The 18,897-nt window shown below is 77.6% G+C and carries 21 protein-coding genes; all 21 read right to left on the bottom strand.

Going from position 1 to position 18,897, the window contains the following annotated elements; genetic code table 11:
• Positions 1-4 precede the first annotated feature (4 nt).
• A complete protein-coding gene (locus MNY60_RS15285) occupies positions 5-673 on the bottom strand; it encodes a histidine phosphatase family protein (protein ID WP_242338995.1) in 669 nt (222 codons plus the stop codon).
• On the bottom strand, positions 670-1,413 hold the full coding sequence (cobS, locus tag MNY60_RS15290; RefSeq protein ID WP_242338997.1) for an adenosylcobinamide-GDP ribazoletransferase: 744 nt from the start codon (positions 1,411-1,413) through the stop codon (positions 670-672). Before cobS ends, MNY60_RS15285 begins: the two co-directional genes overlap by 4 nt.
• Positions 1,410-2,951, bottom strand: a complete 1,542-nt coding sequence (locus MNY60_RS15295; RefSeq protein ID WP_242338999.1) for a cobyric acid synthase — start codon at positions 2,949-2,951, stop codon at positions 1,410-1,412. The genes cobS and MNY60_RS15295 overlap by 4 nt, the downstream gene beginning before the upstream one ends.
• Positions 2,948-4,009 carry an aminotransferase class I/II-fold pyridoxal phosphate-dependent enzyme gene (locus MNY60_RS15300; protein WP_242339002.1) on the bottom strand — a complete coding sequence of 354 codons (1,062 nt, stop codon included), beginning with the start codon at positions 4,007-4,009 and terminating at the stop codon, positions 2,948-2,950. Before MNY60_RS15300 ends, MNY60_RS15295 begins: the two co-directional genes overlap by 4 nt.
• Positions 3,996-4,943, bottom strand: coding sequence for an adenosylcobinamide-phosphate synthase CbiB (gene cbiB, locus MNY60_RS15305; protein ID WP_242339004.1), 948 nt, complete (start codon positions 4,941-4,943; stop codon positions 3,996-3,998). Before cbiB ends, MNY60_RS15300 begins: the two co-directional genes overlap by 14 nt.
• Positions 4,944-4,946: 3 nt before the next feature.
• The gene (gene cobT / locus MNY60_RS15310) at positions 4,947-6,005 is read right to left on the bottom strand and encodes a nicotinate-nucleotide--dimethylbenzimidazole phosphoribosyltransferase (RefSeq protein WP_242339006.1); all 1,059 of its coding nucleotides are present in this window, start codon (positions 6,003-6,005) and stop codon (positions 4,947-4,949) included.
• Positions 6,002-6,559: a bifunctional adenosylcobinamide kinase/adenosylcobinamide-phosphate guanylyltransferase gene (gene cobU / locus MNY60_RS15315; RefSeq protein WP_242339008.1), complete on the bottom strand. Its 558-nt coding sequence runs from the start codon at positions 6,557-6,559 to the stop codon at positions 6,002-6,004. The genes cobT and cobU overlap by 4 nt, the downstream gene beginning before the upstream one ends.
• The gene (locus MNY60_RS15320; RefSeq protein ID WP_242339010.1) at positions 6,556-7,230 is read right to left on the bottom strand and encodes an adenosylcobinamide amidohydrolase; all 675 of its coding nucleotides are present in this window, start codon (positions 7,228-7,230) and stop codon (positions 6,556-6,558) included. Before MNY60_RS15320 ends, cobU begins: the two co-directional genes overlap by 4 nt.
• Positions 7,227-8,612 (bottom strand): cobyrinate a,c-diamide synthase, encoded by a 1,386-nt coding sequence (locus MNY60_RS15325; protein WP_242339012.1) that lies wholly within the window; start codon positions 8,610-8,612, stop codon positions 7,227-7,229. Before MNY60_RS15325 ends, MNY60_RS15320 begins: the two co-directional genes overlap by 4 nt.
• The gene (cobO, locus tag MNY60_RS15330; RefSeq protein ID WP_242339014.1) at positions 8,612-9,139 is read right to left on the bottom strand and encodes a cob(I)yrinic acid a,c-diamide adenosyltransferase; all 528 of its coding nucleotides are present in this window, start codon (positions 9,137-9,139) and stop codon (positions 8,612-8,614) included. Before cobO ends, MNY60_RS15325 begins: the two co-directional genes overlap by 1 nt.
• Positions 9,136-10,464: a uroporphyrinogen-III C-methyltransferase gene (gene cobA / locus MNY60_RS15335; protein ID WP_242339015.1), complete on the bottom strand. Its 1,329-nt coding sequence runs from the start codon at positions 10,462-10,464 to the stop codon at positions 9,136-9,138. The genes cobO and cobA overlap by 4 nt, the downstream gene beginning before the upstream one ends.
• Positions 10,461-11,231 carry a precorrin-4 C(11)-methyltransferase gene (cobM, locus tag MNY60_RS15340; RefSeq protein WP_242339017.1) on the bottom strand — a complete coding sequence of 257 codons (771 nt, stop codon included), beginning with the start codon at positions 11,229-11,231 and terminating at the stop codon, positions 10,461-10,463. Before cobM ends, cobA begins: the two co-directional genes overlap by 4 nt.
• Positions 11,228-12,022 carry a precorrin-3B C(17)-methyltransferase gene (cobJ, locus tag MNY60_RS15345; protein ID WP_242339019.1) on the bottom strand — a complete coding sequence of 265 codons (795 nt, stop codon included), beginning with the start codon at positions 12,020-12,022 and terminating at the stop codon, positions 11,228-11,230. The genes cobM and cobJ overlap by 4 nt, the downstream gene beginning before the upstream one ends.
• Positions 12,022-13,119 carry a cobalt-precorrin 5A hydrolase gene (locus MNY60_RS15350; protein ID WP_242339021.1) on the bottom strand — a complete coding sequence of 366 codons (1,098 nt, stop codon included), beginning with the start codon at positions 13,117-13,119 and terminating at the stop codon, positions 12,022-12,024. Before MNY60_RS15350 ends, cobJ begins: the two co-directional genes overlap by 1 nt.
• A complete protein-coding gene (gene cobI / locus MNY60_RS15355; protein WP_242339023.1) occupies positions 13,116-13,832 on the bottom strand; it encodes a precorrin-2 C(20)-methyltransferase in 717 nt (238 codons plus the stop codon). The genes MNY60_RS15350 and cobI overlap by 4 nt, the downstream gene beginning before the upstream one ends.
• Complete coding sequence (gene cbiE / locus MNY60_RS24330; protein ID WP_242339025.1) at positions 13,829-15,073, bottom strand: precorrin-6y C5,15-methyltransferase (decarboxylating) subunit CbiE; 1,245 nt, start codon at positions 15,071-15,073, stop codon at positions 13,829-13,831. Before cbiE ends, cobI begins: the two co-directional genes overlap by 4 nt.
• A complete protein-coding gene (locus tag MNY60_RS15365; protein WP_242339027.1) occupies positions 15,070-15,693 on the bottom strand; it encodes a precorrin-8X methylmutase in 624 nt (207 codons plus the stop codon). Before MNY60_RS15365 ends, cbiE begins: the two co-directional genes overlap by 4 nt.
• A complete protein-coding gene (locus MNY60_RS15370) occupies positions 15,690-16,799 on the bottom strand; it encodes a cobalt-precorrin-5B (C(1))-methyltransferase (RefSeq protein WP_242339029.1) in 1,110 nt (369 codons plus the stop codon). The genes MNY60_RS15365 and MNY60_RS15370 overlap by 4 nt, the downstream gene beginning before the upstream one ends.
• Positions 16,796-17,590 carry a sirohydrochlorin chelatase gene (locus MNY60_RS15375; RefSeq protein WP_242339030.1) on the bottom strand — a complete coding sequence of 265 codons (795 nt, stop codon included), beginning with the start codon at positions 17,588-17,590 and terminating at the stop codon, positions 16,796-16,798. The genes MNY60_RS15370 and MNY60_RS15375 overlap by 4 nt, the downstream gene beginning before the upstream one ends.
• Complete coding sequence (locus MNY60_RS15380) at positions 17,569-18,384, bottom strand: energy-coupling factor ABC transporter ATP-binding protein (RefSeq protein WP_242339032.1); 816 nt, start codon at positions 18,382-18,384, stop codon at positions 17,569-17,571. Before MNY60_RS15380 ends, MNY60_RS15375 begins: the two co-directional genes overlap by 22 nt.
• On the bottom strand, positions 18,378-18,897 hold a 520-nt coding region (locus MNY60_RS15385; protein WP_277957032.1), incomplete at its 5' end, for a CbiQ family ECF transporter T component. The genes MNY60_RS15385 and MNY60_RS15380, both read right to left, overlap by 7 nt.

Below are 18,897 nucleotides of genomic sequence, written 5' to 3' on the forward strand. Positions count from 1 at the left end.
CCTCCTAGCGCGCCCCGGGAACCGGGGGCCGGGGGGCCGGGTCCGGACCAGCGCGGCCGGGACCCCCGTTGACGAGCCGAACGACGGCGCCGCTCTCGAACCAGTCGAGCAGGTTCACGGCGCCGGGCACCTGATCGATGCGGAACGACTCCGCGGCCTCCATCCCGAGCGCGTCCGCCAGGATTGCCCGGTTCACGCCGGCATGGGCGACCACCAGCACCGTCTCGCCGGGGTGCTTCGCGCGGAGAGCGGCCATCGCCTCGAGGGCACGAGCCGAAATGCCCGGGAACCCGTCTCCGCCGGGGAACGTGACCTCGTGCGGGCGCGCGAGCCAGGCGGCGCAGGTCTCCGGGTCGCGCGCTCGTGCCTCCTCCCAGGTGAGCCCCTCGAACGCGCCGAAGTCCACCTCCCGGAGTCCCGGCACCTGCTCGATCCCGAGCGAGCGGCCGGCGGCGAGGAGCCGCGCCGTCTGCATTGCACGCCGCGCCGGGCTCGCGCACACCGCCGCGACCTCGATCTCGCGGAGCCAGCGCGCCACCCGGCGGATCCGCGCCCTTCCCGCCGCCGAGAGCGGCGGATCGAGCCGCCCGCAGATCCGCCCCGGCTCGATCGCCGCCTCGCCGTGCCGCACGAGGATGACGCGCGTCGCGCCGCTCGGCCGCGGGGCTATCACGGCGCCGCCAGCCCCACGCCGAGCACGAGCACGAGCGCCTCGGCGAGCTCGCCCGTGGCCCCCAGCGTGTCGCCGGTCATCCCGCCGATGCGGCGACGGCAAAACCCGGCGAACGCGGCGCCGGCGAGCGCGACCGTCGCCCACGCCACCGCGCCCCGGACTCCCGCGAGGCCGAGCGCGACGCCGAGCGCGAGCGCCGTCGCGCCGGCCACCTCGGGCGGGCCGACGTGCGCCGCCACCGAGGCCCCGAGCCCGTCGGGCCGCGCACTCGGCGCGAGGCGGGCGACAGGCACGAGCACCCAGCGCGACAGCGCGCCCGCGAGCGGGAGCCATGCGGCGGCGCCGGGCCGACTGAGGAGTGCCGCGATCGCGGCCACCTTCACGAGCAGCGCGAGGACGAGCGCCGCGGCGCCGTAGGCGCCCACCGCGTGATCGCGCATGATCCGCAGCGCGTCCTCCGCGTTCCTTCCGCCTCCGAGCCCATCGGCGGTGTCGGCGAGGCCGTCCAGGTGAAGCGCGCCCGTCATCGCGGTCCCGAGCGCGACGACGAGGATCGCCGCGAGAGGCGGCGGCAGCGCGCGGACGAGGAGGAGGCCGGCGGCAGCGAGGACCGCGCCGAGCGCGGCGCCCACCGCGGGGAAGAACAGCATCGCGCGCCCCACCTCGCGCGCGCCCGCCTCCGCCCGCACCGGCGCCGGGAGCCGCGTCAGAAACGCGAGCGCGACCGCGAGCCGGCTCACGCGCCCACCGCCGCCGGCCGGGCGACCCTGACGCCCGCGAGCCCGCAGAGGAGCTCCCAGTCGAGGTGTGTGGCGAGCGCGTCGGCGAGCCGGTCGTACTCCGCATCGCGGCTGGGGATGAGCGGGCCCGCGGGCGCGGCGAGGCTCCGCCGGTCGCGGAGCCGCGCGAGCAGCGCCGCGCGCACTGCGTCGTCCTCGAGCACGCCGTGGACGAGCGTCCCGACGACGGCGCCGTCCGCCGACACCGCCCCGTCCTCCGCATCGCACGCCGCCCCGTTCCGCGCGACGAGCCGAAGCGCCGGCGCTCCGGAGAGCCGCTCGACCTCTCCCATGTGGATCTCGTACCCGCGCACCTCGCCGCCGCCGGCGGGGGCGAGCAGCCTGGCGGCCGCGTGCGCGCGCACGCGCGCGGTCGTCTTCTGCCGCCGGAAGCGAGTCACGATCGGAAGGATCCCGAGCCCGGCCACCTCGGCCTCATCCGACTCCACGCCATCCGGGTCGAGCAGCGCGTCGCCGAGCATCTGGCAGCCACCGCACACCGCGAGGACCGGCTCGCCTCGCGCAGCGCGCTCCCGGAGCGCCGGCGCGACGCCGCTCTCGCGGACCCAGCGCAGGTCCGCCGCGGTGCTCTTCGATCCCGGAACGATCACGAGATCCGCGCCGCGCAGCTCCTCCGGCCGATCGACGTAGCGCACCACCACGCCCGGCTCGTGCTCGAGCGCGTCGAACTCGTCGTAGTTCGAGATGCGCGGGAGCCGCACGATCGCGATCTCCAGCTCGCCCGGCGCGGCCCGTCGGGTCCGCCAGCGATGGTCGAGCGAGACCGAGTCCTCCTCCGAGATCCGCAGCCCGCGCAGGTACGGGAGCACGCCCGCGACCGGCACGCCCGTCCGCTCGCGCAGGAACGCGAGCCCCGGCTCGAGGAGCCTGAGGTCGCCCCGGAACTTGTTCACGAGGAAGCCGCCCACGAGCGCGCGCTCGTCGGGCTCGAGGAGCATCAGCGTCCCGACGAAGGCCGCCAGGACGCCGCCCCGATCGATGTCGCCCACGAGGAGCACCCGCGCGCCGGCCGCCTTCGCGACGTCCATGTTGACGATGTCGCGTTCCTTCAGGTTCACCTCTGCGGGGCTCCCGGCGCCCTCGATCACGACGAGGTCGACCTGGAGGCGGAGCCGCGCGAGCGCCTCGCGCACCACGGCCCGCAGCTCGGGCTTCCGGGCGTGATAGTCGGCGGCGCTCATGCTCCCCGATGGACTGCCGAGCACGATCACCTGCGAGCGGGAGTCCCCCTCGGGCTTGAGCAGGATCGGGTTCATGTCGACGGCGGCGTCGATGCCGGCCGCCTCCGCCTGCACCGCCTGGGCGCGTCCGATCTCGCCGCCGTCCACGGTCACGGCGGAGTTGAGGGCCATGTTCTGGGCCTTGAAGGGCGCGACGCGCAGGCCCGCCCGCCGGAACAGCCGGCACAGGCCGGTGACGACGAGACTCTTGCCGACCGACGAGGCTGTCCCCTGCACCATGATGACGGCGGCGGTCATGACAGCTCCTTCTCGAGCGAGGCGAGGAACACCTCGCGGTCTTGGGCGGGCCGCGCCGCGACGCGGACGAAGCCGGGGAGGCCGAACGACGTGCAGTCCCGCACCAGCACGCGTCGCGCGAGCAGCCGCCGGCGCAACGCGGCGCCGTCGCCGGCGCGGAACACGAGGTAGGGCGCGACGGAGGGCGGCGCCTCGAGGCCGAGCCGGGCGAGGCCCTGGCGGAGCGCCTCCCGGTCGACCGAGAGCCGGGCCCGGCTCGCCGCCACGAACGGTTCCTCGCCGAGCGCGGCGAGCGCGGCGGCCTGCGCGGGGGCGCTCGTCGACCAGGTCGGGCGCGCTGCGTCGAGGGCGGCGATGAGCCCGGGGTCGGCGAGGAGATACCCCACTCGCAGACCCGGGATGGCGTGCTCCTTGGTGAGGGAGCGGACGCGCGCGACGTTGAGGGGGAGCGTGACGTCCGCCTCGGCGTGCCGGTCGGAGAGCGCGAGGAACGACTCGTCGAGGACGAAGAGGACGTGGGGGTGTGCGCGCGCGAGGCGCGCGACGTCGGCGGAGGGCACGGCGGCGCCGGCGGGGCTCGTCGGCGAGGCGAGGTAGGCGGCGGCGGCGCCCGAGGACGCGAGCCGCTCGGACACCGCCTCGAAGTCCACCGAGAGCCCACGCGCCGGGTCGGGCGACCACTCGATCGCGTCGCCGCCGGCAGCCGCGACGCCCGCGCGGAACTCCGAGAACGCGGGCTCGACGACCAGCGCTCGCCTGCCCGCGCGCGCGACGTGGCGGGCGAGATCCCACAGGAGCTCCGCCGCGCCGTGCGCGAACAGGACGCCGCCCGGCTCGACCCGCCACCGCGCGGCGAGGGCCGCCCGGACCGTCTCGGCCCGAGGCTCAGGGTAGCGCGAGACGTCCGCGCCCCGCGCCGCCGCCGCGACGGCCGGCGCAGGGCCGTACGGGTTCACGTTCACGCTGAAGTCGATCACGTCGGCGGCCGCGAGACCGAGCGCGGCGAGCTCGGCGGCGACGGGGCCGCCGTGGACGCGGGGCCGGTCAGGCGAGCTCACGCCATCCCCCCGTCGCCGCGGCGAGCGCGACCCCGACCGCCGCGGCGGCGACCGCCGCGAGCAAGGCGATCCGCCACGCCGCCGAGATGGTTTCCGCGGTGACCGGCCGGATCGGATCGCCGAGCCGGTACTGCCCGACCTTCTCGAGCTCGACGCCGAGCAGGCCGGCCATCGCCGCCATCGGGCGCCCGGCGTTCGGGCTCTCGGTCCGGGCGCCGTCGCGCAGGAGCACCGCCAGCCCGCGCCGCGCGTCGGCGCCGCAGGCGAGCCCCGCGACGAGGAGGAGCGCGGCGGTGACGCGCGCAGGGACGAGGTTCAGGAGATCGTCGAGCCGGGCTGAGGCCTTGCCGAGCCACTCGTGCCGCCCGCGGTACCCGACCCGCGCGTCGAGCGTGTTCACCGCGCGGTACGCGACCGCGCCGGGGACGCCGAGGACCGCCCAGAAGAGGAGCGGCGCGACCGCGCTGTCGGACGCGTTCTCCGCCACGGACTCCACCGCCGCCGCCGCCACGAGCGGCGCGTCCAGGCGGTCCGGGTCCCGGCTGCAGAGCGCCCGCAGCGCCGCGCGCGCCTCGTCGAGCGCGCCCCGCCCGAGCGCGCGCGACACCGCGCCCGCCGCGTCGCCGAGGGCGCGCACCGCGAAGCTCGACTTGAGCAGCATCGCCTCCACCGCGATCGAGAGCGCCGGCCACGGTCGCGCAGCCAGGCAGAGGAGCAGGGCGCCGCCAGCGAAGAGCGCCGGCAGCGCGAGCGCCATCACCGCGCCGTATGCCAGCGGCCCGGCGCGACCGGCTACGGGGGCGCGCCGCTCGAGCGCCGAGATCGCCCACCCCATCCAGACGACCGGGTGCAGGCGCGCCGGGAACTCGCCGATGACGAGGTCGAGCGTGAGGGCGCCGGCGAGGACCGACGCTGCGTGGAGCCCGGGCGACATTCGTCAGCGCCCCGCGTCGGTGACGCCCGCGCCCTCGAACGTCGCCATCTCGTCGAGCACGCGGGCGGCGGCCTCGATGACGTGGAACGCGAGCGCCGCGCCAGTCCCCTCGCCGAGCCGCAGGTCGAGAGCGAGGAGCGGCTCCTTGCCGAGCGCGCGCAGCACGGCGCGGTGGCCCGCCTCCACGGAGCGGTGCGACGCGAGCACCGCGTCCGCGGCGCGCGGCGCGAGGCGCGCGGCGGCGAGGGCGGCGGCGCTCGCGATGAACCCGTCCGTCACCACGGGCACGCGGCGCGCGGCCGCGCCGAGGACCACCCCGGCGAGCCCGGCGATCTCGAACCCGCCCAGCGCGGCGAGCGTGCCGAGCGGGTCGGACGGATCGGGACGGTTCACCGCGAGCGCGCGATTCACGACGTCGACCTTGTGTGCGTGAGTGGCGTCGTCGATCCCGGTGCCACGCCCGGTGACCTCGGCCGCGGGGAGGCCCGTGAACGCAGCGGTGAGCGCGCTCGCCGGCGTGGTGTTGCCGATGCCCATCTCCCCGATCCCGAGCACGTGCACGCCCTCGTCGGCGAGCTCGCGAGCGACGCCGATCCCGGCCTCGACCGCCCTGGCCGCCTCCTCGCGGGTCATCGCCGGGCCGCGCGCCAGGTTGCGCGTGCCCGCCCCGATGCGCCGGTCGCGCACGCCCGCGAGCCCGGGGATGGGGAGCTTCACGCCCATGTCCACGACGATCACCCTGGCGCCGGCGTGCCGCGCGAGCACGTTGATCGCCGCGCCGCCGGCAGCGAAGTTGGCGACCATCTGCGCGGTCACCTCCTGGGGGTACGCCGAGACGCCCTCGGCGGCGACCCCGTGGTCGCCGGCCATCACCACCACCGCCTTCACGGCCGCGCGCGGCGTGGCGGTGCCCTGGATCGCGGCGAGCGCGCAGGCGATCTCCTCCAGGCGCCCGAGGCTTCCGCGCGGCTTGGTCTTGCCGTCGAGCCGGCGTTGCACGGCGGCGGCGGCGGCCGAGTCGGGCAGGGGGATCGCGGCGCAGGTGGTCTCGAGCGAGGTCATGGTGGGGTCTCCGGGTGGATGAGGGTGAGGGGGCCGGGGCGGAGGCGCAGGACGCACCCGAGGGTCGCGAGATAGATGCGGTCGGCGTCGCGGGCGAGCCGCTGGTGAGCGCGGCCGGCCGCGTCGCGGAACGCGCGCCCGAGGGCGCTCTCCGGCACGACGCCCATGCCCACCTCGTTCGTGACGAGCACCGCGTGCACGCGGCGGCGCGCCAGCACCCCGGCGACGGCCTCGACCTGCGCCGCGACGGCGGCGGCGCCGTCGCCGCGCAGGAGCAGGTTGGAGATCCAGAGCGTGAGGCAGTCGACGACGACCACGTCGGCGTCGGCGCGCTCGAGCGCGCCCGCGAGGTCGAGCGGCTCCTCCACCGTGAGGAACGCGCCGCCGCGCTCCGCGTGGTGCGCGGCGATCCGCTCCTCCATCTCGCGATCGAACGCCTGCGCGGTCGCCACGAAGACCCGGCGAGCGCCGAGCCCGCGCGCGAGGTGAAGCGCGAACGCGCTCTTCCCGGAGCGGACCCCACCACCCACGAGGACGATCTCCGCCGCGCTCATCGAGCCCGCTCCGAGAGCCACGCCGCCGCGCCGCGCGCCACCGCGTCGTGCACCGCCGCGCCGACCACGTAGCCGAGCGCCGTGTGCTTCCCGGCGTACCGCGCCCCGTTCGGCCGCTCCGGAGCGGCGATCACGATGCAGTCGGTGCCGGTGCCGCTCGCAGGCGCGCCGCTCATCTGGCTCGCGACGCCCGCCTCGCGCACCGCGAGCGTGCGCGCCTCGGCGGCGAGGGAGAGCGCCTCCAGCAGCGCCTCCTCGGAGAGCGGCACTCCGACCTGACACAGCACGTTGATCGTCCCGATGCGCCCGGAGGGACCGGGAGGGTCGCCGGCGCGGAGCGCGTTCCCGAGCCCCACCGTGGCCACGCACCGCGCCGCGACCTCGCCCGCGCGCCGCTCACAGACGACGTGCCGCGAGAGCGCCGCGCTGGTGAGGAGGCCGACCGCGTCGGCGAGGTCCGCCTCGGCGAGCTGCGTGGAGAGGAACCGCGCGGCATCCACGGGCGGCCGCAGCTCCCCGTCGTGCACCTCGCGCCAGGCGACCGCGCTCGCGATCCGGCGCCCGCCGTTCACGATCGCCCAGGAGAGGACCGCGTGCGGCCCAGGAAGGCGGACCACGAGCCAGCGACCGTCGAGCGCCGGGGCGCCGGCCCGCGCGAGGACGGCGGTCATCGCGCGCCCCCCCGCGTCGCGGCGCAGGCGCCGACGAGCGCCTCCGCCACGGCCGGGCACGACGCCCAATGCGCGTGGACGTACGAGGCGAGGACGTTGGGTGCCGGCGCGTAGCCCTCCAGGAGCGGCTCGCCGCGGCGGCGCGCGACGGCGTAGACCCGCGGCACGGCGTCGGGCACCCCCGCGAGCTCGGAGTAGCGGAACTGGTGACCGCGGAAGCGCGCGCCGGCGGGGCCCGCGAGCGACGGCGCGCGCGTGGTCACCTCGACGTAGCCGAGCGCCTGGAGCCGCTCGTGCACGATGGCGGTCCCCGGGAGGAGCCCGACGCCCGCGTGCACGCGCCCGTCGCGGGTCCTGATCGCGGCGGCGAGCGCCATCAGCCCGCCGCACTCTGCGTACACGGGCCGGCCGGACGCCGCCAGCGCGCGGACGTCGCGGAGCATCCCGACGTTCGCGGCGAGCGCGGGCGCGTGCTCCTCGGGGTAGCCGCCGCCCAGGTACAGCCCGTCGACGTCCGGGAGACCCGCGTCGTGGAGCGGCGAGAAGCGGACGAGCGTCGCGCCGAGCGCCTCGAGGCGGGCGAGGTTGTCCTCGTAGTAGAAGTGAAACGCCTCGTCGTGCGCGACCCCGATCCGGCAGCGCGACGCCACCCGCGGGCTCGGCGCCGGGTCCGGCAGCGCGAGCGGCGGGGCCGCCCGGGCGGCTGCGAGCAGCGCGTCGACATCGAGCCACTCCTCCGCGAGCCGCGCCCAGGCGGCGACGCGGTCGTCGGGGAGCACCCGGCGCGACGCGGTGACGAGCCCGAGGTGGCGCTCCGGGAACGCGAGGTCCGCGCGGGCGGGGAGGCCGCCCACGACCGGCGGCGCCGCGACGGCCTCGCGCAAGAGCTCGAGATGCCCGCGGCTCCCCACGCGGTTGCACACGAGCGCCGCGACCCGGAGCCGCGGATCGAAGCCGGCGAGGCCGCCGGCGACCGCGGCCGCCGTCCGCGCCATCCCGGAGGCGTCGAGCACGATCGCGACGGGCGCCTCCAGCCACCGGGCGATCTCCGCGGTCGAGCCCGCGTCGGAGGCGGGCGACGCGCCGTCGTGGAGCCCCATGACCCCCTCGACGATCGCCACGTCCGCGCCGCGCACGGCGCTGGCGAACGTGGCCAGCACCCCGTCCCGCCCCATCATCCAGCCGTCGAGGTTGTGGGAGGGCGCGCCCGCCGCGCGCGCGTGGTAGCCCAGGTCGAGGTAGTCCGGGCCGCACTTGAACGCGGCGACGCGCAGCCCGCGGCCGCGCAGCGCGGCGAGGAGCGCGACCGCGAGCGTGGTCTTGCCGGAGCCGCTCGACGCCGCTCCGAGGACGAGCCGCGGGATCTCGAAGGGCGCCGTCATCAGAAGTCCACCCCGGCGATCGCCCTCACGCCCCGCGCGAAGGGGTGCTTCACCGCCCGCATCTCGGTCACCAGGTCCGCCGCGTCCACGAGCGACGACGGCGCGTCGCGGCCGGTCACGACGACCGTCGTCTCGACCGGGCGCGCCGCCATCGCCGCGAGGACCTCGTCGCAGCTCACGTACCCGTGGTTCAAGACGTGCGTGAGCTCGTCGAGGACGACGATCCGGTGCCGGCCCGCCGCGACGAGCTCCCGCGCCCGCGCCCATGCAGCCCGCGCGGCGCGCGCGTGCACCTCCGGGTCGTCTCCCTTCCAGGTGAACCCCTCGCCGAGCGTGAGGAGCTCGAGCCCAGGGAGCCGCTCCGCGAGGAGCCGCTCGCCCGTCTTCCAGCGGCCCTTCACGAACTGCAAGACCACGACGGGCAGCCTTCGGCCCAGCGCGCGGAAGGCCATCCCGAGCGCGGCGGTGGTCTTGCCCTTCCCGTCGCCGGTGTAGACGACGAGGATCCCGCGGGTCGCGCCGGTCACGCGGCCTCCCCGGCGGACACGAGCGCGAGGAGCCGCTCCCGGATCGTCACCACCTCGCCCACGACGACGAGCGCGGGCGCACCCCCGCCGCGCAGGCCGACGCGCGCCGCGAGGTCGGCGAGCGTCCCCACCACCACCTCCTGCTCCGGCCACGTCGCCGCCGAGATCCAGGCGGCCGGCGTGGTCGCGGGGCGGCCGCTCTCGACGAGACGCGCGAGGTTCGGGCCCAGCGAGCGCGAGGCCATGTACAGCACGAGCGTTCCGCTCCCGGCGAGCCTCCTCCAGTCCGTCCGCGCGGGCGCCTCCGAGCGGGTGAGGTCGTGGCCGGTCGCGAAGGTCACGTCCGAGCTGACCTCCCGGTGCGTGAGGGGGATCCGCGCCGCGGCGGCGGCACCGAGCGCGGCGGACACGCCGGGGACGACCTCGAACGGCACCCCCGCCGCCGCGAGCTCCTCGGCCTCCTCGCCCCCGCGGCCGAACACGAAGGGATCGCCTGCCTTGAGCCGCACGACGCGCTTCCCCGCACGAGCGCGCTCGAGGATGTCCGGGTGGAGCCGCAGCGGCCCCCGGGTGCGCCCGTGACACCGGCGGCCGACCGGGAGGCGCTCCGCGCCGGGCGGCGCGAGCGCGAGGAGCGCCCGAGGCACGAGCTCGTCGTACGCCACGACGTCCGCCGCACGGAGGAGCTCCCGCGCGCGAACGGTGAGGAGGCCGGGATCGCCTGGGCCGGCGCCGACGAGATCGACGCGCCCACCGCGCGGACGCTCGCGCCCGACCACCGCGCACGCCCACTCGAGCCGCGCTGCGGGGGTGTCGAGCCCGGGGGGCAGGTGATGCACGCGCGCGGGCACGGCGTGGGCCCTCAAGAGCCCCTCGAGCACGAGCTGGTATCGCAGCTCGACATACGGCTCCGCCGACCGGACCCCGTCGCGCTCGTACGGGATAACGCCCCAGGGCAGGACCAGGATCGCGGCATACGAGGCGGCGTGCGCGGCCGACGCCTCGAGGAGCGCCCCGGTCCCGGGGTCGCCCGTCGAGGCGCAGCCGTGGTGGAGCGCGTAGGCGGCGAGGTCCAGGCTGCAGTTGTCGGCCACGAACTCCGTGTGGGCGCCCTCGGCGGCCACCCGCTGCCGCCAGAGCTCCTGGAGGACCGCCCTCGCCTCGCCGGGCGCGAGCCCTGGGAGCGGATGCCCGCCCCCGTCGATCCAGGCGCGAGTCTCCTCGGGCACGACGGAGAGCCCGAGCCGCGCCGCGAGCGCGCGCGCCAGCGTCGTCTTGCCGGAGCCGGCCGAGCCGGTGACCGCGATGCGGAGCGGCGCGCTCATCCCTCTCCCTCCGTGCGCGCCGCGCGGAACGCGTGGCCGAACTCCGGCGCGTAGAGCCGCGAGGCCGGGAAGCCCTCGGCATCGAGCGCGGGGCCGACCAGCACCATCGCGGTCGCGTCGATGCCCTCCGCGCGAGCGAGCGCCGCGAGGTCCCCCAGGCGGCCGCGGATGACCCGCTCGTCCGGCCAGCTCGCGCGGTGAACGATGGCGGCGGGGCAGTCCCGGCCGTACGCCGGAGCGAGCGCGGCGACCGCCTCGTCGAGGCGCCGCGCGGAGAGGAACAGCGCGAGCGTCGCCCGGTGACTCGCGAGCGACGCGAGGTCCTGCCCCTCCGGCACGGGCGTCCGGCCGGCGGCGCGGGCGAGGATCACCGTCTGCGAGACGCCGGGCACGGTGAGCTCGCGGCGAAGCGCGGCGGCGGCGGCAGTGAAGGACGATACGCCCGGGACGACCTCGTACGGGATCCCGAGCGCGTCGAGCCGGCGCATCTGCTCGGCGGTCGACCCGAACAGGAGCGGGTCGCCGGTGTGCACCCGCGCGACGTCCTCGCCGCGCCCGTGCGCCTCGCGCATCTCCGCGAGGATCTCGTCCAGGGTCATGCCCGCCGAGTCGAGGACGCGGGCGTCCGGGCGGGCGCGCGCCACGACCACGCGCGGGACGAGAGAGCCCGCGAAGATCACCACCGGGCAGCGGGCGATCAGGTCCGCGCCGCGGACGGTGACGAGGTCGGGCGCGCCCGGACCCGCGCCCACGAAGTGCACCGTCATCGCGACTCCTCGGCGGAGAGCCCCGCCCCCGCCCGGCCGTACTTCTCCGCGTAACCGCGGGGCGTGACGAGGAGCCCCTCGAACGCGAAGCTCCGGCTCGACCCCACGATCACGGTGGTGGTCATGCCGATCTCCTCGTCGAGCAGCCGCTCGAGCGTGGTGACGACCGCGCGCTGCCCGCCGCGGAAGGCGTCCGTCACCACCGCCGCCGGGGTCGCCAGGCCGCGGTGACGCACGAGCAGCGCGTGGGCCTCCGCGAGTGGGCGGCGACGACGGGTGCTCGCCGGGTTGTAGAGCCCGATCACGAAGTCGGCGGCGGCCGCCGCCTCCAGCCGCCGCGCGATCACCTCCCACGGCGTGAGGAGGTCCGAGAGGGAGATCGCGCAGAAGTCGTGGCCGAGCGGCGCGCCCACGAGCGCCGCGCAGGAGCCGAGCGCGGTGACGCCCGGGACGATGGTCACGGCCGGCGCGTCGCCGGGCCGCCAGCCCGCGTCCCGCAGGATCTCGAGGACCAGGCTCGCCATCCCGTACACGCCGGGGTGGCCCGAGGACACGAGCGCCACGCGCCGCCCCGCCCGCGCGCGCGCGATCGCCTCGCGCGCCCGCTCCGTCTCACCGGTCATCCGGCCGGCGACGATCTCCTTTCCGGCGAGGAGCGGCGCGGCGAGATCGAGGTAGGTCCGGTAGCCGAGGACGACCTCGGCCTCCTCGACGGCGGTGCGCGCCGCCGGGGTCAGCTGGTCGAGCGCCCCGGGCCCGAGCCCCACGATCGACAGCGATCCCATGCCCATCACGTCTCCTCCCGCGCGGCGCGCGCGACCGCCACCGTCACCGATTGGCCCTCGTCCGCGTCCCGCCGCACCTGCTTCGGGACGAGCAGCCGCGCGGCGCGCGCCGCGAGGAGCGCGGCTGGCTCGGCGACGGCCCGCGTCCCGACATGCCTCCGGACGACCTCCGACGGCCGCTCGATCCCGACGGCCGCCTCGAGCGCGGCGGCGTCGAAGAGGCGCAGCGGACACCCGAGCCGCGCCGCCAGCGCGACGATCCCCGCCTCGTCCCGCTTCAGGTCGATCGTGCCCACCGCACCGATCGACGCGGGCGCGAGCCCGTGCGCCTCGAGGACGTCGCGCACCGCGCGCCACACGGCGTCCGCCGACGCGCCGCGATCGCAGCCCACGCCCACCGAGAGCGTGCGCGGGCGCCAGAGCACCGCCCTCGCGAGCACCGCCTCGTCGCGGATGACGCGGTCGGTGATCGCGACGATGGCCGCCCACCGCGCCGCGTCGGCGCCGTCGAGCGACGGCGCGACCGCGATGTTCGCGGGGAGCGGCGCGCCCGCGGGCCACCACGCGCCTCCGCCCGCCTCGTCCACCACGAGCACCGGCGCCCCGTTCACCAACGCCGCCGCTGCCCGGGTGGCGTTGCCGCGCGGATCCTCCAGGGTCCAGCCGAGCTCCCGCCCGAGCAGATCGACGCGCAGCGTGCCCCGCGCGTCCGAGGCCGTGGTCACCACCGGCGCGGCGCCGACGGCGTGGGCGACCTCCGTTGCGAGCGCGTTGGCGCCGCCCGCATGCCCGGAGAGGAGCGCCACCGCGAAGCGGCCCGCCTCGTCGAGGCACACCACCGCGGGATCCGTCCACTTGCTCGCGACGAGCGGCGCCACGAGGCGAACCGTCGCGCCGACCGCGAGCACGAACACGTGACCGTCGTATTCGGCGAAGGCACGGGCCACCGCCGAGCGCATGGGCAGCGGGAACGTGCGCGCGCCCGGCGCCGCCGACGCGACCGGCTCCGCGACGAGCAGCTCCCCGCCGAGCGCGCCGGCGACGCGCGCGCCCAGCGCCGCGCCGCCGCGAGTGACGGCATGGACGGCGAGGCGCCGGGTCACGCGCCCTCCCCCGCCCGCGTCCGCACGAGCACCGTGGTGAAGTAGCCGTGCGGGAGCGCGTCCATGTCCGCGAGCGGCGCGACCCGCTCGCCGGGCCTCGACGCCTCGGCCACGACCCACGCCCGCTCCGCGCACCCCGCGCGCGACAGCGCGACGCGGAGCTCGGGGAGGTGCCGCCCCGCCTTGAGCAGGAGCAGCGTCTCGAAGTCGCGCGCGAGCCGGGGGAGGTCCTCGAGCGCGCGGGACGCGGGGAGCACCGCGACCCGGTCGTCGCCGTCGGCGAGCGGAACGCGGGCGGCGGCGGCGACCGCCGTGATGGACGAGACGCCGGGGACCACCTCGACGCGCGCGCCGAGGCCGGTCGCGGCGTCGAGCACGTCGAGGAACGTGCTGTACAGGAGCGGGTCACCCTCGGTGACGAACGCGACATCGCGCCCCGCCACGAGCCGGGCGCGGACGGCGCCCGTGGCGGCATCGCGCGCGGCGCGCCGGGCGATGGGGTCGCGGGTCATCGGGAAGGTGAGCGGGAGCGTCTCCTGTCCCGGCACCTCGCCCGTCGCCTCGCGCGCGGTGCGGAGCGCGAGCGATGCGCCGCCTTCGGAGGGCCGGGGGGCGGCCAGCACCGCCGCCCGGCGAAGCACCGCGACCGCGCGCAGGGTGAGGAGGTCGGGGGCGCCCGGACCGACGCCGACGCCGTACAGGGTCGCGCTCAAGCTGGCTCCAAGGGGATGCTCCCGGCCACGAGGAACACCGGCGAGAGCGGACCGAGCCGCGTGCGCCCAGCGAGCGGCGCGCCGCGCGCGACCGAGACCGCCGTCACCTCGGGTGCGATCCCGGCGCCCGCCAGCGCTCGGCGCGCGTCCTCGAGCGTCTCGAGCGTCACCGCGGCGATCACGACCCGGCCGCCTGGGCGGAGCCGGGCGAGCGTGGCCGCGGCGATGGCCGGGAGCCCGCGCCCGCCGCCCCCCACGAAGACCGCGTCCGGGGCCGCGAGCCCGTCGAGCGCCGCCGGCGCCGCCCCCTCCACCACCGCGACGTGATCCATCCCGTGACGGCGAGCGTTCGCGCGGCAGTGCGCGGCCGACTCCGGGTCGCGCTCGATCGCGAACACCCGCCCCTCCGGAGCGAGCGACGCCGCCTCGATGGCGATCGAGCCAGATCCCGCGCCGACGTCCCACACCACCGCGTCGGGCCGGAGCGCGAGCGCCGCGAGCGCGAGCGCTCTCACCTCGCGCTTCGTCACGAGGCCGGTGCGCGGGCGGCGCATGTCGAGCGCGTCCTCCGGGAGGAACGGCAGCGCTGGGGGCGGGCGCCACGCCGGGTCCGTCCGGGCGAGCAGCAGCACGGCCAGGGCGCCGACGTCCTCGCAGGCGGCCGCGTCTTCGAGCGAGGCCAACCGGCGGACCCGCTCGCCCGGTCCGCCCAGGTCCTCGCAGATCCACGCGGCGAGCCCGCGCTCGCCGTACCGGAGGAGGTGGCGCGCGACCGCGGCGGGGGTCGCGGCGCCCCCCGTGAGGAGCGCCGCCTTGCGCGCGCGACGCACGCGCGCCGCGACTCCGGCGAGGGGCCGGCCGTGCACCGACAGGATCGCGGCGTCGTCCCAGGCGAGCCCGGCGCGCGCGAAGGCCCACTGCACCGAGCTCGGGTGGGGCAGGATCTCGACATGCTCCGCGCCGAGCCGGTCGACGAGTCGCGCGCCGACTCCGAAGAGGAGCGGGTCGCCCGAGGCGAGGACGCACACGGCGTGCTCGTCGGCGAGCGCCGCGATGCGCTCCACGGCGTGAGCGAGCTCCTTTCCGAGCACCACGCGCTCGCCGCGGAACTGTGGAAACGCGGCGAGGTGCCGCTCGCCGCCCGCGAGCACGTCCGCGACGGCGACCGCACCGACCGCGCGGCTCGAGAGTCCCGCGCAGCCATCGGCGCCGATGCCGACTACCGTGACCGGACGCCTCACGCGTCATCCTCCGCGGCGAGGATCGCGAGCGCGTTCAGCACGGCCACCGCGACCGGCGTCCCGCCCTTGCGCCCGCGGGCCACGATCCACGGCACGGGCAGCGAGCGCGCCGCCTCCTTCGACTCCGCCGCCCCGACGAAGCCCACCGGCACCGCCACGACGAGCGCGGGACTGGCGACCCCCGCCTCGACGAGCCGCTGCAGCTCCGCGAGCGCGGTCGGGGCGTTCCCGATCGCCACGACGCCGCCGTCGAGGAGCCCGAGGCGAGAGGCCTTCCGCATCGCCGCCGCCGCCCGCGTGGTCCCGCCCTCGCGCGCCGCCGCCGCGACTTCCGCGTCGCCGATGAGGCAACGCACCTCGAGCCGGGGGAGCCCGGCCGCGATCATGCGCACGTCCGCGACGATCGCGGCGCGCGCCCGGAGCGCCGCGACTCCCGCCTCCACGGCGTCCGGGTGCAGCTCCAGCGTTCGCTGGAACTCGAAGTCGGCCGTCGCGTGGATCACGCGGCGCACGACCGGCCACGCGCGGGGTGGGAAGCCGTGCGCGCCGGCCTCGCGGTCGATGATCGCGAGGCTCTCCTCCTCGATGCGCCGGCCGGCCGCCACGATCCGCTCGCTCATCGCTCCGCCTCCGCGGCGCCCCGCCCGAGCACCGCTCCGTCGAACCCGACCAGCTCCGTCCGGACGTGGAGCGGCGGCGCGTGAGCGGCGCAGCGCGCGGCGGCGCGCCGGCACAGCGCCGCCGCGACGTCCGTCTCGATCCCCGCCCGCCTCCACGCGCCGAGCGCCTCGCGGGCGGTGTTCGCGGCGGCCACCTCGGCGAGGACCGCCGCGGCGGCGCCGAGCTCCGCGGTGACCGCGGCGAGGAACCCGAGGTCCACCTCCGACCGCGAGGCGTGGATCTGGAAAGACCCGGCGGCGAGCTTCGACATCTTCCCGACCATCGCGACGAGCTCGACCCGCGCGATCCCGCGCCGGGCGGCGTGCCGCAGCGCGGCGCCCACCGCGTCGCCGACCTGGATGAACGCCGCCTCGGGAGTCCCCGGGCGCAGTCGCATCGCGTGCGCCTCGGTGCGGCCGCCGGTCGTGAGCACGAGCGTGTCCAGCGCCCGTGCGCGCGCGACGTCGATGGCCGCCGCGACGCTGGCCTGCCACGCCGCGGTCGAGAACGGGCGCACCACGCCGGTCGTCCCGAGAATGGAGATGCCGCCCAGGAGCCCGAGGCGCGCGTTCATCGTGCCGCGCGCGATCTCCTCGCCGCGCGGGACCGAGACGGTGACGCGCGCGCCGGCGACGGCGCTCCCCGCCAGCTCCGCGCGCACCATGTCCGAGATGTTCCGGCGCGGCACCGGGTTGATCGCCGGAGCGCCCACCTCGAGCCCCAGGCCCGGCCGCGTGACGGTCGCGACGCCGGGCCCGCCGCGGATCTCGACGCCGCCGGGCGCGGGCTCCACGTCGGCGACGATCCACGCACCGTGCGTGACGTCCGGATCGTCGCCCGCGTCCTTCTCGACCGCACACCGGCGGGCCGCGCCGATGATCTCGGCGTGCGCCACCGGGAACGACGCAGGGCGTCCGTTCGGCAGCACGATCCCGATCTCGCGGGGCGCGGTGCCGCGCACCAGGTATCGCGCCGCGGCGCGCGCGGCGGCGGCGGCGCACGCGCCCGTCGTGTACCCGGTCCGGAGCCCGGCCGTGGCCGGGCGGTCGTTCGCGTGGGCGGTCATGCGGCGGAGCGCGGGCAGGTGTCGCAGGGCAGCCGCGCGCGCTGCCCCAGCACCTCCGCGAGCCGCTCCTCGAGGAGGTCGACGAGGCGCGCGTCGGGGCCGAGATGCGGCGCCAGTGCCACGCGGCGCCCGGGGTGGCGGGAGCGGAACGCCGCCACCTCGCGCGCGAGCTGCTGCATGAGGAGCCCCTCGAAGAGGAAGTAGGGCTGCACCAGGATCGGCCCGTCGTGGACCTTCGCGAGGTCCTCGACCGCGCGCTCGAAGAGCGGCGACGTCACGGCGATGAAGCAGGGCTCGGCGCGGGCGAAGCCGGCCCGCTCGCCGAGGATGCGGGTGAGCTTGCACAGGTCCGAGTTGGCGTCCGGGTCGCTCGAGCCGCGACCGACCACGAGGAGCGCGGTGCGAGCGCCCTCGGGACCGCGGAGCGGCACCTGCTGCGCGCTGCGCGCGAGAACGAGCTCCGTCATCCGGTTGACCACCCCGAGCGCACCCGCTGCGTCGAACCGGACGCGGGGGGTCGCGGCGCGCGCCGCCGCCAGCGCCGCGGGGACGTCGTCCTTCAGGTGTCCCGCCGTGAGCAGGAACATGGGCAGCAGCACCACGCGGTCCGCGCGGGCCGCAGCCGCGGCGAGGGCGTCGGCGAGGAGCGGTGCCGCCAGCTCGACGTAGGCGTGGCCGACGTCCAGGTCGGGACGGCGACGACGGAAGGCGCCGACGAGCGCCTCGAACTCGGCGTTCGCGCGCGCGACCCGGCTGCCATGGCCGAGGATCAGGACCGCGGTGCGTTCCACGTGAAGACCTCGTCGAGGGTGAGCGGAGCGCGACCCGGGCCGCGCAGCGCGGTCCAGACCTGGGAGATCCAGGGCGACCGGAGCCCCGCGCGCGCGAGCAGCGGGCCGTCGGCGAGCACGTCACGGAGCGGCGCGTCGGCGAGGACGCCCCCCTCCCCGAGCACGACGGCGCGCTCGGCGAAGAGCGGCGCGACGTCGACCGCGTGCGTCGCCGCGAGGAGCGCGGCGCCGCGCGCCCGGGCGACCTCGTCGAGGAGGCGCGCCACCGCGAGCTCGCAGGCGGGATCGAGGCCCGCGGTCGGCTCGTCGAGCAGCAGCAGGGACGGGCGAAGCGCGAGGACGCCCGCGAGCCCCGCCCGCTTCCGCTCGCCGGTCGAGAGCGCCTCGACGGCGCGGCCGCCGAGACCGGCGATCCCGACCGCCGCGAGGGCCTCCTCCGCGCGGCGGCGGGCCTCGTCGCGCGGGACTCCCGCGTGGCGCGGGCCGATCATCGCGTCCTCGAGGACGGTGGGCGCGAGGAGCTGATCGGCCGGGTCCTGGAAGAGGAGCCCGGCTCCCGCGGCGACGGCGTCGGCGGGACGCCGGACGCGCCGGCCGTGGACCTCGACGCGTCCGCGGACCGTAGCGAGCCCCATGATCGCGCGGAGCAGCGACGTCTTCCCCGCGCCGTTCCCGCCGAGCAGCGCCACCCGCTCCCCGGGCGCCACGACGATGCGGACGTTGCGCAGCACCGGGAGGGCGCCGCGCGGTCCCAGCGTCTCGGCCTCGAGATGGAGCGCCGGCGCCGTCACCACGGCCGACCTCCGCCGAAGAGCGCGCAGGCGACGAGCGCGATCGCGATCGCGGAGACGAGCGCGGCGCCTCCCGCGGCCCCCGCGGCGAGCGGCGGGAGCGCGTCCACCGGCGGCTCGCCGCGGACCGCGACCGTGTCGGCGAGCGCCGCGGCCCGATCCATCGCGCGGCTCGTCACCGCGCCCGCGAGCTGGCCGGCGGAGTCGATCGCGCGCCCGAGCCCGGCGTACCCGAGCCGGGCGCGCTGGGCGTCGCGCACCGAGGCCGCCGCCGCGGACAGGGACGCCGCCTGCCGCGCCGCGAGCGCGAGGAGCTCGACGAGCGGGCGCGGGCAGCGCGCCCAGGCGAGCGCGCAGAGGAGCGCCGGAAGCGGCAGCGTCGCGCAGAGCCACGCTCCGACCGCGCCTCCCGCGAGGACCCGCGCGGCGACGAGGAGCCCGCGCGCGGTCGCGTCCGGAGCGGCGCGCGGCGCGAGCGCGGCCGCCGAGGCGGTCACCGCGCCGAGCAACACGGGC

It is taken from the genome of Anaeromyxobacter sp. SG17 (assembly GCF_022690695.1).
GTDB lineage: Bacteria > Myxococcota > Myxococcia > Myxococcales > Anaeromyxobacteraceae > Anaeromyxobacter > Anaeromyxobacter soli.